We start from the raw sequence: 15,441 nt of genomic DNA, 5'->3' as shown, positions 1-15,441 counted from the left end.
TTATAACAAGTATTTTTCAAATGGCTTCGTTTTATCATTTTTACTATTTGTAATGATGATCGTCTTATCTTGCTCAAGATCACAAATCTTAGCGAAAGTGTATTCCTCAAACTTAGAATCATCGAGTAAGAAATATGATTTCTGCGCACAATTCACTGCTATTTGTTTAATATAAGCTTCTTCAATATCTGGTGTTGTTAAACCATATGTTTCATGAATACCATTTGCACCCATGAACGCTTTATCAAATCGGAATTGTTTCAAGTTCTCAATCGCCTGTACACCGATAGATGCATATGTATCCGTCTTAATAAAGCCACCAATCATATACACTTCAATCCCTTTATCCACAAGTTTAGGAACATGCGTTGCACCATTCGTCACAACCGTAATATGATGTTGCATTAAATATGGAATCATCGCAAGCGTTGAACTCCCTGCATCTAAATAAATACAATCATGATCTTTAATTTGTAATGCAGCAATTTTCGCCATCTCATTTTTCTCTTCTACTTTTGTCGTTGACTTTATTGCAAAGGCAATATCACGATGCTTTTCTGTAATTTTTTTCGCACCACCATGAACGCGAATAAGTTTACCTTCCTTTTCAAGCGTTGATAAATCTCTACGTATTGTAGACTCACTGCTCGCGGTGACATCCATTAATAGTTGCAATGAAATCACATCATGTGCATCTAGTAAGTTTAAGATTGTTTCGTGTCGCTTTATCGTTAGCACCATCATCACTCCTTGATTACACCCCAATAATATGACTTCCAGCCATCAAAGTCAATCGTTTTCAGTCAAAAACGTTCAAGTTTTTTTATTTATTTTGAAAATCGTCATAAAACGGTCATAAAAATAAATAATAATTAATATAAAATAACGCATGCTGAAGAAGTTTCAACATGCGTTATTACGCTAAAGTATATCTCTACCTAATGCTGCTGTATAAATCATAAACCATTCATTATCGGTCAAATACTTATCAAGTGATGATAGGGCAACTTTTGTGCGTTCAATATTTTTCGAACCGACAATCGGATGAATCTGATAAGGTAAATGATTGATGAAGCGATAGGCAATATCATCTACTGAAGTATCATATTGATGCGCAATTGCATTTAATACCGTTTGTACTTTACCCGTTTTAAATAGATCGCCACCTGCTAACGGGCTCCATGCCATAATATCTACTGCGTTTGTCTTCATATGATTTAACGTACCATCTTCAATATTTTCTATCGTTAGTGGTGACAGCTCCACTTGATTGTACTTTAAGTCTAAACCGACACGCTGCATCGCTTGATTCAATGCATCAAACTGATGCGCTTTAAAGTTAGATACACCAAATTGTTGCACAACCCCTTTTTGTTGCAATCCTTTTAACGTATCCGCTACAACTTCTGTATCTAAAAGCGGCGACGGGCGGTGCAATAACAATAAATCGATTGAATCAACTTGTAACATCTTTAAACTTCTTTCTACTGATGCTTCAATATGCGCTTTACTATAATCGTATTTATGAAAATCAAACTGCGGCATCGTCTTTGAACGTAATACAATCCCACATTTCGTAACGATTTGCATCTGCTTTCTCAAAGCCGGCGTTAAACTTAACGCATCGCCAAATATACTTTCACATGTATAATCTCCATAAATATCTGCGTGATCCATTGTCGTTACACCTAAATCAATCAGTTCATGCAAATAGCGATTAAGCTCAGCTTTAGAGTATTGCCACGTATTTAATCGCCAAAATCCTTGTACCACTTTCGACATTTCTACAGAATGCATCATTATCCGCTCCTATCCAAATTGTAATAAATCAAGTTGATTTAATAATTGTTGCTTATTTAATGATTCACCGATAATAACTAACTTTAATGGTAAGTTCATCATTTCTTCTTCATATTGTGGTATGCCATATGCATATTGAAATAATACCACTTGTTCTGGATTTTCTCTAAATTTAATAAAGCCTTTCACACGGAGTACACTTTCAGGTAAACGTTGTAACCAGGCAACAAATTGTCGGGCATCAATAGCACCTTTAAATTCATAAACAACAGATTGAATACCGTGATGTAAGTGAACATGTTCATCGATACAATCACCATATAACGATAATGCATCAGCCGGTAACGTACAGTACGTCGTTTCGATTAATTTACCTTTCGGATTAAGTGCCGTGACCGTTTCAACAACTTCAAGCTTTTCTGCATCACTGATTAAATCAATTTTGTTTAATACTACAATATGCGCATATTTAACTTGTTCTTCCATTAATCGTTGCGTCGTTTGTGAGTATTGTTTGCGGTTCAAAAATCTTGAACAGTCTAATATCGTTGTAATATTTTGGACGGTCGCAATTTTAGTAACCGATGGATCAGTACATGCATCATATATTTCAACAGGATGCGCAACACCTGTCGCTTCTATAATAATTAATTCCGGGTGGTGGCGATGATATAAGTCATTTATTTGAATCGCAACATCACTCTTTAAATCACAACAAATACAACCATTTAACAATTCATTGTATGGTGTATCTTCACCTAAAATTTTAGAGTCCACATTAAAGCCACCGAGTTCGTTCATTAAGATTGCGATTTTGCGGTTTTCATTTTCTTTTATAATATGGCTTAATAATGTCGTCTTCCCACTACCTAAGAAACCACTAATAATTAATATTTGCATCTTTTCTTGTTCGTTCATCTCTTCATCTCCAAAGTTCATAATCGTAATATAATGTCGTATTGATGTGAATACAGTAGCATATTTTTGAATATATTGACACTTTATATTCAAAATGATTATAAAATTACTTGAAAAATGTTTGTAAATGTAATAAGGTATTTAAGAACAGATTAGGTTATTTCGCATTTATAGAGTATACTAGTAAATAGATGTATACATAAACACCATGATAGCTGTTTTGCATACATACTTAGGAGGCACAAAATGACAGATTACTTCAAGCTAGACAATCAGCTTTGTTTTAGCTTATATAACGCTCAAAGACAAGTTAACCGATACTATACTAACAAAATATTTAAACAACATAACCTAACCTACCCTCAATATTTAGTCCTTCAAACACTCTGGGCATCATCACCCGTTAATGTAAAAAAATTAGTTACCGAATTATCTCTTGATACCGGCACCATTTCACCTTTACTGAAGCGTATGGAAACAAACGGACTGATTACGCGCGTACGTTCTGATTTAGATCAAAGGGAAGTCTTTGTTCATCTTACTGAAAAAAGTAAAGCGATTCAACCCGAACTCTCAGACGCAACGAGTATATTAAGGGACGCTTCTCAATTTACTGATGCTGAATATGCAGAATTCGGTAAATTATTAAATAAGCTCATTCAAAGTTTAAGTGAAAATGAATCATAACACAACAATGAAGCTGGTATAATTTATTCCACCTCAAAGAAAAACCGAACATACTATTAAATCGTCTTTGATTTATAGTATGTTCGGTTTTTTATCTGGAAAGATGCGATTGGGATTAGCTGTGAGTAGTCCGCCTACATTATTGCTTTATCCATGCAATACCAATCGTTCCATAACCTAAATGGACGCCGGCAACTGGTACTAATATTTCACTTACGATATTGATGTCCGGATATGTTGCTTTTAACCATTCAACATAAATATCCGCCTCAGACGCGTCGCCTCCATACACGACACATATTTCCTGCGGTTTAAATGCTGCAATGTTTTTCTCAACATGGTGCTTCACAGCATCAATGACTTTCTTCTTCGTTCTCACTTTATCTATCGGATAAATACTGCCATCTTCAAATTGAAGTACTAAATGAATATTCAGCAATCCTGCCATAAAGCTTTGTGTTTTTGATACACGGCCACTTTTTTTCATTTGATTTAAATTTTTCGGATTTAAGATTAATACTGCATCTTCCGCATATCCTTTCAGCGTCTCTACAATCGTATCAAACGACTGCCCTTCAGCGTTCATTGCTTTCCCCGCCTCAATCATCGCCTTCATTGGATAACTACCAATCTTACTATCGATTACTGCACTCGTCACGTTAACTTCCTGACTCGCGATGACCGAACTTTGAAATGATCCCGTTAATTTGCTTGATGGATGAATTGCGATGACATGCGTATATCCTAGTCGCTCAATTTCAGCGTATACATCATGAATCTCCTGGAAGTTTGGCTGCGTTGTCTTCGCTCCATCACCATATTCTTTTAATAAATCATAGAATGCTTCGACTGATAATTCAGCCTGGTCTTTATAATGTTGTTCATTTAAGATAACACCCATTGGTACTACAAACACATCTTTCTCACCGATAATACAGCCAGATGCCGTATCTGTTACCCATGCTATTTTATTCATCGTGTACCTCCTCTAATTTAATATTATTTTATCACAAATTCAAAATAACGTTTAATATAAATAATAATTTTGTGAAAATTATCGTATAAATCAAAGGTTTGATGGACAATATTTTAAAATAACACTTTATATTGATAACAATTGTTTTTGTAAAAGGTGATACAATTGCGCATCGGGCGAACGTAATAAAGTTGCATTACCTTGTTCGATAATTTGCCCTTTTTCTATTAAATACAACGTATCACATATTTCAAAGACGGATAAATCATGCGACACGATAATAATCGTATGATGTTGTAGCTCCTTCAAATAATTTAACATTACAGTCGCATTCTCACGATCAACGCCGTTAAAGGGCTCATCCAATATCCAGATCGGCTTATCTCTTAATATCATGCGAATAAAGTGTAAACGTTGCTTTTCACCGCCTGATAAATTTTCCCCAAACGATTGTATTTCACTCTTACTGTTAAATGGGAGGTTAAAATGCTTTAACCATTGATTTAGCGTAGCGTCATCCACTTCAGTCATCATATTGTCAGCCACCGTTCCATTGATGAAGTGATTTTCCTGTGACATTACATTAAACATTTCTAATAAATGAGCGGGTGTTTCTACTAACGCACCGTTCAATTGATATGTCCCCGATATCTTTTCTAATCCGAGTATCGTTCTTATCAGTGTCGTTTTACCGGCGCCACTTTGACCGGTTATACCGATAATTTGTCCTTGCTGAATCGTCATATTAATATTGTTTAATCGATGATCTACTGATACATCATTTAATGTGATAGATTGCGGCGCTTGATTTATTGCATCATAGTGTATTGTCTTATTTAATGCATCAATATGTTGAATCGATGCATCCGTTTCATTTTTATGATAAGGATAATGAATCATTGGGACGCTCATTTCAAAAAGCGTAATCGCGACCATCACCATACTTAAATACATCATTGTATTGAGTGTCGGATCAACCCTCATGACACAGATCACTAAAAATATTGCAACCATCGCAATCGTATTTAGCATAAAATCATAGAATATAATGATGTGATGCTCTTTATCAATCATGCGCTCCATAGCACTTTGACGTTTCAATAACTGCTTGTAATAATTTTGCTTTGTATCAAACACTTTTATCGCTTCATATGATAATTGGTAGTCCATTAATTGCGCTTCAAACTGTTGTACGGCCTCTTGCTTGTTGTTGACAATGCGCTTCATATAGCGCGAAACAATCATTGGTAATACTAATGTTAGTAATACGATAGCACATACAAATACAATTACGGCATATAAACTAAATTGTGCGTAAACAAAAGCGACAATCATTGTTGTAACCATTGCGATGATTGGAGGATAAATCACACGTAATAATAAATTCTGCATCTTCTCAATATCATTAACCGTTCGATTTAATAACGTTGATAGCTGATACGTCGATTGAATCGCTAAAAAGTTATCAAATAGTCGGCTCACTGTCACAATTCTCACATCTTTCAACATTTCAAAGGTCGCTTCGTGGCTTATTAAACGCTCATAGTATTTGCAAATCGCACGAATCACCCCAAATAACTTGATTGTTGCTACAAGTGTCATTAACGTATATAACGGTACTTTAAAGGCGCTTTTAGAAAGCATGAGTCCACTTAAACTAAACATACCGATAGCTGTAAGTCCGCCTATTGTACCGATTATTATCGCGGTGATTAATGACTTTCGTGTAGATCGCGCAATATATTTCATGACAACACCTCCTGTAACGTCACACGCTCACGTACGGATACTTGCCCATCTTTAACGATAATGACATGTTCTGCCGCTTCAATTGTCTGCTGATGATGTGCAATGACCCATACTGTACATAATTGCTTCAATTGTTCAATTGCAGCATGAATGATTTGTTCACTTTCAATATCCAGCATGGCAGTCGGTTCATCAAAGATAACAAGCGCTTTCGGTTGAACGAATACACGTAATAACATTAAACGACGCATTTCACCGCCGGATAATTGTCGTCCTCCTTGTCCTAACATCGTGTCATAACCTTCTGGCATCGACATAAACAAATCATGTAATTTCAATAATTTCGCATAGTGATAAACCATTTCGTGATTTACCGTTTGAAACATCGTAATGTTCTTCATAACACTCGTATTCATAATGACTGGATGTTGAGCCAAATAAACGATATTGTCTTTCAACTGTTGTGGCATCGTAAGTTGTCCACTCGCATATTGCAAGTTCGCAATAACTTTCGCAAAAGTCGATTTACCTGCTCCACTCGGACCTGCAATAACATAATGATTGAGCGGAAACGTTGTATGGACATTTAATGTATATTGTGAATCCGGATAATGCACAGCAACATTCTCAAACTGGAAAGTTGATGCCTCATGATAACGGATATTTGTTCCAGGTGAGTGTTCATCCAACGCTTGCTCAATCAGTTCACCGTATCCACTTGATTGCTTACCTGTATGGAATGCCATCCCTAAATCTTTCAATGCATTATAGAATTCTGGTGCTAACATAAGTACAACAACTGACACATAAAACGGAATCGTTTGAAATACGATTAACGACAATCCTATCTCTAAAGCAATAATACCGATAGATAACATTGCAATAAATTCAATCATGAGCGTCGATAAAAATGCAGTTTTTAATATTTTCATTGTGTTCACTTTATACGCTTCAGAATAGTCGGCTATCTTGTGCATAGCAGGTGCCTCATGCTTAAATAATTTGATTGTCATAATCCCTTTCATGACATTTAAGAAGTAATTTGAAAAATGATTAAGCGACAACATTTGTTCCGTTGCTTTCTTCGCTGTATTGATGCCGATAATAATATAGAATATCGGGATAAATGGTGCAGTTATACACATGATTAAAGCTGTTTGATAATGGAATTGAAATAAGAAGACAATGATCATCAAAGGTATCAGTGTCGATTTATAAACTTGTGGCAAGTAATCAGCAAAGAATGGATGCATTCCTTCAATAGCTTGCTGACTTAAGTTCATCGTAGCACCGACCACTCTTTGCTGCGTGATGAGTTGACTTCTAATTACAGGCTTTACTTTGCAACTTAATCGTTGTCCAGTATATTTAATCGCAAATTGCAGAACACTACGGGACAATAAAATACAAAGAATTAAGACTAAAGTCTTATATATATTTACTTCGTGCTTTGTTAACATAAAGTCGATAATCTTCCCTATTTCTAAGCTTTGAAAAATAATAACAAGCGATAATAGGAAGCTGAATACAAACAATACGATATGTATACCAATATACGGTTTCGTTAATTGTGTTAAATATTTCACATAATCACTCCTCGTATGCATTATAGCATTTATCATGAAACATGTATAAATAGTGCATCCGAATGGGATGTGGTATACTTTTTTAAAGTATTGAAATCAAATTAAAGGTGGTTCACGCATGGAATTTTTTGAATTAATTAAAGCACTCATACTCGGTATCGTTGAAGGATTAACAGAATTTGCGCCTGTTTCGTCAACTGGACATCAAATTTTAGTCGATGATATGTGGTTACAAACAAAGCAAGTTCTTGGTAGTCAGGAATCTGCCAATACATTTAAGATTGTCATTCAACTCGGTTCAATTTTGGCTGCGGCATGGATCTTCCGTCATCGTTTCTTAGAAATGTTTCATTTAGAAAAAGATAAAACGCCACATCCATCAGGCAAAAAATTAAATTTATTACATGTATTTATCGGTTTGTTACCCGCTGGTATTATGGGGTTACTATTCAATGACTTTATCGACGAACATTTATTTTCAGTTCCTACTGTATTAATTGGATTAGCATTAGGTGCGTTACTGATGATTGCAGCGGATATTTACGCTAAAAAAGTTCCTCATCCTACAACAGTCGATGAAATCAGCTACAAAAATGCTTTACTGATCGGTATAGCACAATGTTTAGCATTATGGCCAGGTTTCTCAAGATCAGGTTCTACAATTTCAACAGGTGTATTATTAAAAATGAACCATAAAGCTGCCAGTGACTTTACATTTATTATGGCAGTGCCAATTATGCTTGCAGCGAGTGCTAAAAGTTTAATTAAAAATATCGAATATATTCAAAGTGATCAAATCACCTTCTATATCGTTGGTTTTATTGCTGCATTTATTTTCGGTGTATTATCGATTCGTTTATTCTTAAATTTAATTAACCGTGTTAAATTAATACCTTTCGCGATTTACCGATTAGTGCTTGTAGCCATTATTGCAGTATTATATTACGGCTTCGGCATCGGTCACGGTATATAATGCATAGTACAGCTCATCTTTTGAGCTGTATTTTTATTTCATACAAGCACTCCATTGTTATGAATAAAATTATATTTTTGAACGAAAAAGTGATATACTACATTTATATTTAACCTATTTATATAAGGAGCGTCTATGCCAAAAAAATCAATTGACTATCAAATGTACCACGTTCAAAGGGAGATAATAAGATATTATAATCGACATTTATTGCATCAAACACAACTCAGCTATCAACATTATCTCGTTCTTATGGTATTGAGCGAAGAGAAGAAAATACCGTCTTTAAGTTTAGGCGAACGACTTGCGTTTCAATCGGGTACGATTACACCGATCTTAAAAAAGATGGAAAAACGTGGATTAATTCAACGTCATCGTAGTGAAACAGATGAACGTGTTGTCATGGTTGAATTAACTGTTGAAGGTGAAGCAATCGTCGAGCAATTAAGACATATCCCACTTGATGTATTTCGAGCGAGCCAGTTGGAATTTGAGGAGTATAAGAAATTAATGTATTACTCTAAGAAGATCGTAGACAACGTGACTTATGAATAATAAACGGAGAGGCTATCGAATGAGCGGTTAGACGCATGCAAACTGGAAACAAAGCCGAAAAATCGCTCTTTGATTTTGAAGGATTTGTTGAAGTTTGACGGGCGTCTGCTCATGAGATGCCGTTTAGAGGTGAGGCTATCGAATTTGCGGTTAGCCCTAAGTAAAAACAAAACTCAACCTAAATCAAAGAGCGATTTATGGTTGAGTTTTGTTTTTTTCGAAAGGGCTGCAAGAGATGGCCGTTTAGTCTGTCAATCGTAAGATGACAATATTTATCATATGCTTCGTTATTTTTTTATATAACCGGGTAAATAATATATAATAGTGACAATTAAGCATAAAAGGAGCGTTACTCATGAAAAAAGAAACGATTAAATCAGCTATCAATGTAGCTGCAGTCATTATCGTACCATTAATCAACGAACGCCATCGCATAAAAGAACACCCAGAAGTACAACGTGCAACAGATTTGTCAGTGAAAGCATATGATCAGACGAAGCACGTCGCGTTAAAAACAAAAGATAAAGCAGTCCATACGACGCAAAGTGCAATTTCTACTGCACATACTATTAAACAGACAACGGTTGGTACGGCTCAATTTGTATCTCAAAGTGTTAAATCTACTCAAAAGAAACGCAATTATGAACAACAAATGAAACAACATATTAAACAAGATAAACGCGCACAAAAACAAGCGAAATATTTACAAAAAGAAATTGATCAGCTTAATACTTTATTGACTAAGCAAATTGAACAACGTGAAAGTGAAGAAGTAGCTGCGAGACAAGCACAACAAAAAGCAATGATTAAAGAAATGAAACGTTATAAAAACTATAAATTCAAACAAAAACAAACGAAACGTAGCATTCTCCCTTTCAGTAAAAACAATAAAGTAACACAAGATGATGAAGTGCAACAAGTAACGATAAAAACACCATCATTAAAATATGAAGAACATTTCGACAATGCGAAGACTTTCGAACAACATCGTCAAATGATGGCCGAGCATATTGCCAATCGTTAATCGTATTATTGTTGATGCCGATAGTTCGCCAGTCATTCATGAGGTCATTGCTGTGGCGCAACAATACAACTTAAACGTATTACTCGTCAAAGATTTCTCTCATTATACGTTACAGGATTATCCTGCTTTTGTTGCAACACATTATGTAGATACCGGTAATGATAGTGCAGATTACGCTATAAAAAAGCACGCTACACCGAATGACATCATTATTACGGGGGATTATGGTTTAGCCAGTTTATTATTAGACCGTAGCATGGTCTTGCATCATAATGGTGAGCAATACACACAGGAAACGATTGAACTATTATTGATGACACGCTATCACAACCAAATGGAACGACAAGCGAAACGCCGAATTAAAGGCCCCCCGAAATTTACGCAGCAAGATCGGATTAAGTTTGTTCAAAGTTTAACAGCATGTATAGAAAAAAACTTAGCACACTAAATGCTAAGTTTTTTTGATAGTACTTTTAATTGTGATAAACCTTGGCGTATCGTACGCTTTTCATCTTTAAATCCGGATTTAATAAATGCATAATACGCATCATTCTTAACATTAACGCATAAGTAAAGCATCGTTACAGCAGGATAATGCGTTGCTAAATACTGTTCAACAGCAGAAAGTGTCGCTTTGAAATAACCTTTATTCTGTTCCGTATAATTAATAGATAAACCGCGTAAATAAATCGCATTGTGTGACGCACCAATTCTATTTAAGATGTCACCTTGCTCAAGTGCAAATACGCCAATTAACATATTGTTGTCTTCGATAATAAATGGTGTGTAGTGGGGTTTCTTTCGTGATAGTATAAATCTTGGGTGACCTGCATACACCATTTGCTTCGCCGGCAGTTCATAATGACTTAAATCAATGTCATTCACTGTGTCTACTGGTTTGATATTTATCAAGCTATTCACTCCATTCATTACTATTAATCATAACATAAAAGAAAGGATTTTTTTATATGAAAAATATTGCAGTTTATTGTGGTTCTAATAAAGGATCAAATCCAGCCTATACAACAGGGGCGACAGCATTAGGACAATCACTTGTCAAACATGACATCGCATTAATCTTCGGAGGCGGAAAAGCTGGATTAATGGGTGTCATCGCTGATAGTGTCATTCAAAATGGCGGTAGAACAATCGGGGTTATTACCCACTTCTTACATGAGAAAGAAATAGCGCATCCCAATCTTACCGAACTTTATACTGTTGATACGATGCATCAACGTAAAGATATGATGTCTTCACTTTGTGACGGCTATATTATGATGCCTGGTGGCGCAGGTACACTTGAAGAGTTCTTTGAAATATTTACGTGGGCTCAACTCGGACTTCATGAAAAGCCGATTGGAATATTAAATATTGATGGCTTTTATAACCCATTAATAGAAATGTTGAACAAAATGATCGCACAAGGATTTATTGGTGAACATTACCGTCATCTCGCGATTGTAGAAGAAAATCCAGATACGCTAATCGATAAAATGAAAAACGCTCAACCGGTTAAAGTTAAGCGTTATGATTCAGTATAATCTAATTCACTCAACACTTTAATATCATTTCGGATTAACAAGGCACTCGTTACCCCAACGCCTTGTTTTTTTGTGCCGGAAAATGTTCCGTCATATATGAATGCATTGCCACAACTCGGACTGTTGGCTTTCAAGATGACGGTATCAATTTGAGCATCCTGTAATATGTTTAATGTACGATATGCCCCTTTAATAAAAGCATCAGTTACATCTGCCCCTTGTGCAGTCTTTACTTTCGCACGACCATCCAGTACATCAAACCCATCTCCATCTACAATTTCAGCAGGATCTCTCGGTATCGGTAATCCACCAAGCACTTCCGGACAAGCATGTATCGCTTTACCTTCTTCAATAAGCTGTATCAATGAAGATTTGCCTTGCGTACCACCATCGTATCTAACATGTTCTCCAATTAAACAACTGCTAATGAGTATCATTTGACTGCCCTTTCACATTGAGTGCTTTATAGTAAAGGACGTGTTCTTTAAGTGGATGGTAATCTTTAATGAGTGGATGATGAAACGTCTTTACAAATTGCATATCCAGCTTTTCCATCACATGTATACTCGGTCGATTAAGCATGCTTGTAAAGCTATAAACTGACTGAATACCTTGTTGCTGTGCATATTGCAGTACTGCATTGGCACCTTCAGTCGCGTAGCCTTGATGCCAATATGCTTTTCGAAGCCGCCAGCCGATTTCATAACATGGCATAAAAGGTAAATCAAACTGTTGCGTCGGTATTAAATACTGCATACCGATAAACCCGATGAATTCTCCTGTGGATTTCAATGCCACTGCAAATAATCCTAATCCATGTTGCGTCATTTCACGCTGCATCATATAGAAAGCAAGTTCACTACGTGCACTGCTCATTACATCCGGAAAATAACGACGTACGTCGAAATCGCGATTCATTTCCTGAAACAATGGTAAGTCGCTTTCATGCCAATCTCTAAATATTAATCGCTCTGTTTCAAAATATATCATCATAGCCTCCTATTAATATAAATATATCAAATGAAGCGATGAAATGAAAAGCTGGATTGACTACGTGATAATCATTTACAACATAATAAACCTCACAATGACAAAAGAGCATCTTTGTGAGGTTTATTCGCATTATTAAAATAATTTATGAACTGTTATAAATGATGAATTGTTTACTATTTATACACAATCACTTTCGCTGCTGATTTATCTTTCGCTTCACCAACTACTTTAACTTTTAGACCATGTTTCGGTAAGATTTTACCGGCATGTGGTTGTGCTTTATTTGTATAATCTTTGCTGTCATCAAACAATGGATTTGCAACGATTGATTTATCAACGAGTGATGTGTTATCATCTAACGCAATCTTTAACGGCGCTTCGTTTGTTAAGCTAAATGCTGCATCATGCATTTGCCACTGTGTTGATGCAACACCTGCACCTTCTCCTTCCCATACAAGTGCATTCTGGTCAGCATCGACAACACCGACAAACCCTTCCCCAGGATGTTTACCGACGTGGTTGTCTGTGAATGATTCATCTACATATTCTACTACAAGTCCTGGATTAAAGTTTAAGAAACCATCTCCACGTTTAATATGTGCTAATCCACCGTCAATTTTATTATGACTTCTCCACTGTAATAAGTAATAATTTTTACTATATTTCTTACCATCTGATACTTTAAAGCCATTTAATTCAACTTTCGGTGTATCTTCTGCACCATCACTCAATACTTCTTTACCATCTGCAGTAACTTTTAAGTTATCTAAATATAATCCTGGAGCAATATAGCCACCATCTGTTTTATATAACACTCGCAAGTTAACTTTCTTACCGGCAAACTGATCAAGATTAAACTTCGCAGCAACGAAACCATTACTTTGACCATCAATACCATTGCCAATATTGGCACCACTATTTTCCGGATCATCATTATTCGTAATATTGCCTTCTAAATTTGTCCATTTTTCCCCATCAGTAGAAGCTTGAACATAGGCATAGTCAAACCCTTTTTCAATGTCGTACCATGCATCAAATGTTAATTCACCAGATTTAGCGTTTGTTAAGTCTACTGATGTTGATAAAGTATTTTCTAAATCGTTATCTGAACCACTATGATATAACTTACTACCTGATTTCGGTGTAACAACATTCGTCACTTTATCAGGTAATGATACTTTCACTGCATCATTATTCGTACCTTTTGAAGAAGCTTCATCTAACAAGAATTCTTGTGGTGTACTTGAAATATCTTTAATATCTACTTCACTACCTGTCTGCCAGTTACCACCATGGAAATCTTGAAGCATTTCTTTCATATATGGATCAAATCCTGAAGGTTCTGTTCCAGGAATTTTTCCGGCCCAGCTACCACTCGACATAATTGACCAGAATGACACAGGCTCACCTTTACCCGAATAAATTGTATCGTATTCATCTGGTAATCCTAAATCATGACCAAATTCATGTGAGAATACCCCTGCTGCACCATCTTCTGGCTGAATCGTATAATCAATAACTGCGAGTTTCCCGCCAAATTTATCTAAACCTGATTTCGTTCCTGGAATTGTGTACGGCTCACCCTTTTCATCGAAATCTAAACTCCAGCGGTGACTCCAAATTGCGTCGCTTCCTAAACGACCACCACCAGCATCTTCACCTGGAGATGCATGAATTATCATAACGTGGTCGACGATACCATCTTTCTCGTTATAAATACCGTCACCATCTAAATCATAACGATCCCATTGATCATACTCATCTAAGTTAACATTCGGATCTTTCGCTGCTGCTTCTAATGCTTCTTTCACTAATTCTTTCGGACGATGATCACTACCATCTGCGTCAGGGTAGTTACCACCATAATACGCCGCTTCATGTTTCGCTGTATACCAGCCATGTACTTTACCATCTAATCCGTAACTGCCACCTGACTGATTATTGTAGTATTGTTGCATACTAACTAAATTCTCACCATTTGGGCCTTCATATCCATTCGGATTAAATACCATGTCCTGATAATGACTCATTGGATAGTCCTCATAGAACATGTCTGACTCTTCTTTCGTAATTGTTGAATGTTTGTAATCCGGGAAATCAATCGCTAGCAATAATACTTTATCTGTACGTTTTTCACCAGTGAAAGACTCAGGCACAACAGGTTTAACATTTTTTGCGTGTCCTAGTTTTTTACCTTTCCCTTTTGTGTATTTATTTAACGCATTCTTTTTCTTTTTATCAGTGACTTTGTTGTATTTCTTATCGAATGCACCTTTGTTTTTTACTACTTTATTGGTCTGTTCATGTTTTTGTTTCAATAATTGTTGAACTGCTTTTTCAGCTTCTGCGCGTGTCGCAGTTTTAGAAAGTTTACCTTCTTTTTGTAACATTTTAATTAAGCGCTCTTCGTTCGCAACACCTGCATCGAAACCTGAACCTGAAGGAGAATGTACTTTGTGCACATCTGCATATGCTGCACCACTCGTTAAGCCAAGACTTGAAATACCTAGAGATAATGCTAATAGTGAAGAAAATAACTGTTTTTTTCTCATCGATTAACCTCCAAAAATTATATTTTTAATTCTTAAAATCATTATCTTCTAAATATTCAGAATTGTAAATAATATTTTGTTTGTTGA

16 protein-coding genes are annotated in these 15,441 nt (G+C 35.9%); 6 read left to right on the top strand and 10 right to left on the bottom strand.

The window, feature by feature from the left end; genetic code table 11:
• From OCL94_RS00645 to OCL94_RS00635, 3 genes are all read right to left on the bottom strand, one after another.
• Positions 1–765, bottom strand: coding sequence for a DeoR/GlpR family DNA-binding transcription regulator (locus OCL94_RS00645; protein ID WP_262993526.1), 765 nt, complete (start codon positions 763–765; stop codon positions 1–3).
• A 156-nt stretch (positions 766–921) separates the two neighbouring features.
• Positions 922–1,800 (bottom strand): aldo/keto reductase, encoded by an 879-nt coding sequence (locus OCL94_RS00640; RefSeq protein ID WP_262993524.1) that lies wholly within the window; start codon positions 1,798–1,800, stop codon positions 922–924.
• Positions 1,801–1,809: 9 nt separating this feature from the next.
• The gene (locus OCL94_RS00635) at positions 1,810–2,718 is read right to left on the bottom strand and encodes a CobW family GTP-binding protein (RefSeq protein ID WP_262993522.1); all 909 of its coding nucleotides are present in this window, start codon (positions 2,716–2,718) and stop codon (positions 1,810–1,812) included.
• Between the two features lie 246 nt (positions 2,719–2,964).
• Between OCL94_RS00635 and OCL94_RS00630 the strand changes: the two genes are divergently transcribed.
• On the top strand, positions 2,965–3,405 hold the full coding sequence (locus OCL94_RS00630; protein WP_262993520.1) for a MarR family winged helix-turn-helix transcriptional regulator: 441 nt from the start codon (positions 2,965–2,967) through the stop codon (positions 3,403–3,405).
• 139 nt (positions 3,406–3,544) lie between these two features.
• Here OCL94_RS00630 and OCL94_RS00625 read toward each other — a convergent pair whose 3' ends face one another.
• The 3 genes from OCL94_RS00625 to OCL94_RS00615 all read right to left on the bottom strand — a co-directional run bounded on the left by OCL94_RS00625 (position 3,545) and on the right by OCL94_RS00615 (position 7,716).
• Entirely contained in the window at positions 3,545–4,381 is an 837-nt protein-coding gene (locus OCL94_RS00625; protein WP_262993518.1) for a DegV family protein, read from the bottom strand.
• A gap of 126 nt (positions 4,382–4,507) precedes the next feature.
• A complete protein-coding gene (locus OCL94_RS00620) occupies positions 4,508–6,130 on the bottom strand; it encodes an amino acid ABC transporter ATP-binding/permease protein (protein ID WP_262993516.1) in 1,623 nt (540 codons plus the stop codon).
• Positions 6,127–7,716, bottom strand: a complete 1,590-nt coding sequence (locus OCL94_RS00615) for an ABC transporter ATP-binding protein/permease (RefSeq protein ID WP_262993514.1) — start codon at positions 7,714–7,716, stop codon at positions 6,127–6,129. The genes OCL94_RS00620 and OCL94_RS00615 overlap by 4 nt, the downstream gene beginning before the upstream one ends.
• A 118-nt stretch (positions 7,717–7,834) precedes the next feature.
• Between OCL94_RS00615 and OCL94_RS00610 the strand changes: the two genes are divergently transcribed.
• The 4 genes from OCL94_RS00610 to OCL94_RS00595 all read left to right on the top strand — a co-directional run bounded on the left by OCL94_RS00610 (position 7,835) and on the right by OCL94_RS00595 (position 10,716).
• Entirely contained in the window at positions 7,835–8,689 is an 855-nt protein-coding gene (locus tag OCL94_RS00610; protein WP_262993512.1) for an undecaprenyl-diphosphate phosphatase, read from the top strand.
• A gap of 135 nt (positions 8,690–8,824) precedes the next feature.
• A complete protein-coding gene (locus OCL94_RS00605) occupies positions 8,825–9,244 on the top strand; it encodes a MarR family winged helix-turn-helix transcriptional regulator (RefSeq protein WP_262993510.1) in 420 nt (139 codons plus the stop codon).
• 355 nt (positions 9,245–9,599) lie between these two features.
• Positions 9,600–10,268, top strand: coding sequence for a hypothetical protein (locus OCL94_RS00600; RefSeq protein WP_262993508.1), 669 nt, complete (start codon positions 9,600–9,602; stop codon positions 10,266–10,268).
• Positions 10,255–10,716, top strand: coding sequence for a YaiI/YqxD family protein (locus OCL94_RS00595; RefSeq protein ID WP_262993506.1), 462 nt, complete (start codon positions 10,255–10,257; stop codon positions 10,714–10,716). The genes OCL94_RS00600 and OCL94_RS00595 overlap by 14 nt, the downstream gene beginning before the upstream one ends.
• Here OCL94_RS00595 and OCL94_RS00590 read toward each other — a convergent pair.
• Positions 10,713–11,180 (bottom strand): GNAT family N-acetyltransferase, encoded by a 468-nt coding sequence (locus OCL94_RS00590; RefSeq protein ID WP_262993504.1) that lies wholly within the window; start codon positions 11,178–11,180, stop codon positions 10,713–10,715. The two genes, OCL94_RS00595 and OCL94_RS00590, sit on opposite strands and share 4 nt — an antisense overlap.
• A 56-nt stretch (positions 11,181–11,236) precedes the next feature.
• On the opposite strand from OCL94_RS00590, the gene OCL94_RS00585 reads away from it, so the two are divergent.
• A complete protein-coding gene (locus tag OCL94_RS00585) occupies positions 11,237–11,809 on the top strand; it encodes an LOG family protein (RefSeq protein WP_262993502.1) in 573 nt (190 codons plus the stop codon).
• On the opposite strand, the gene OCL94_RS00580 is transcribed toward OCL94_RS00585, so the two are convergent.
• The 3 genes from OCL94_RS00580 to OCL94_RS00570 form a co-directional block, all read right to left on the bottom strand.
• Positions 11,794–12,246, bottom strand: coding sequence for a 2-thiouracil desulfurase family protein (locus tag OCL94_RS00580; RefSeq protein WP_262993500.1), 453 nt, complete (start codon positions 12,244–12,246; stop codon positions 11,794–11,796). The genes OCL94_RS00585 and OCL94_RS00580 overlap by 16 nt on opposite strands.
• Positions 12,233–12,799 carry a GNAT family N-acetyltransferase gene (locus OCL94_RS00575; protein WP_411268456.1) on the bottom strand — a complete coding sequence of 189 codons (567 nt, stop codon included), beginning with the start codon at positions 12,797–12,799 and terminating at the stop codon, positions 12,233–12,235. The genes OCL94_RS00580 and OCL94_RS00575 overlap by 14 nt, the downstream gene beginning before the upstream one ends.
• A gap of 176 nt (positions 12,800–12,975) precedes the next feature.
• Entirely contained in the window at positions 12,976–15,354 is a 2,379-nt protein-coding gene (locus OCL94_RS00570; RefSeq protein ID WP_262993497.1) for an immune inhibitor A, read from the bottom strand.
• Positions 15,355–15,441 lie beyond the last annotated feature (87 nt).

Source organism: Macrococcus capreoli (assembly GCF_025628935.1).
Lineage (GTDB): Bacteria > Bacillota > Bacilli > Staphylococcales > Staphylococcaceae > Macrococcoides > Macrococcoides capreoli.
The sequence above is the reverse complement of the archived record's forward strand: the minus strand, read 5'-3'. Positions and strand labels throughout refer to the sequence as shown.

What these genes read in the sequence shown, in the direction of transcription:
- OCL94_RS00585 (WP_262993502.1), top strand. Translation starts at nt 11,237, where the DNA reads ATGAAAAATATTGCAGTTTATTGTGGTTCTAATAAAGGATCAAATCCA.
- OCL94_RS00570 (WP_262993497.1), bottom strand. Translation starts at nt 15,354, where the DNA reads ATGAGAAAAAAACAGTTATTTTCTTCACTATTAGCATTATCTCTAGGT.
- OCL94_RS00625 (WP_262993518.1), bottom strand. Translation starts at nt 4,381, where the DNA reads ATGAATAAAATAGCATGGGTAACAGATACGGCATCTGGCTGTATTATC.
- OCL94_RS00605 (WP_262993510.1), top strand. Translation starts at nt 8,825, where the DNA reads ATGCCAAAAAAATCAATTGACTATCAAATGTACCACGTTCAAAGGGAG.
- OCL94_RS00610 (WP_262993512.1), top strand. Translation starts at nt 7,835, where the DNA reads ATGGAATTTTTTGAATTAATTAAAGCACTCATACTCGGTATCGTTGAA.
- OCL94_RS00630 (WP_262993520.1), top strand. Translation starts at nt 2,965, where the DNA reads ATGACAGATTACTTCAAGCTAGACAATCAGCTTTGTTTTAGCTTATAT.
- OCL94_RS00575 (WP_411268456.1), bottom strand. Translation starts at nt 12,799, where the DNA reads ATGATATATTTTGAAACAGAGCGATTAATATTTAGAGATTGGCATGAA.
- OCL94_RS00640 (WP_262993524.1), bottom strand. Translation starts at nt 1,800, where the DNA reads ATGATGCATTCTGTAGAAATGTCGAAAGTGGTACAAGGATTTTGGCGA.
- OCL94_RS00635 (WP_262993522.1), bottom strand. Translation starts at nt 2,718, where the DNA reads ATGAACGAACAAGAAAAGATGCAAATATTAATTATTAGTGGTTTCTTA.
- OCL94_RS00620 (WP_262993516.1), bottom strand. Translation starts at nt 6,130, where the DNA reads ATGAAATATATTGCGCGATCTACACGAAAGTCATTAATCACCGCGATA.
- OCL94_RS00580 (WP_262993500.1), bottom strand. Translation starts at nt 12,246, where the DNA reads ATGATACTCATTAGCAGTTGTTTAATTGGAGAACATGTTAGATACGAT.
- OCL94_RS00600 (WP_262993508.1), top strand. Translation starts at nt 9,600, where the DNA reads ATGAAAAAAGAAACGATTAAATCAGCTATCAATGTAGCTGCAGTCATT.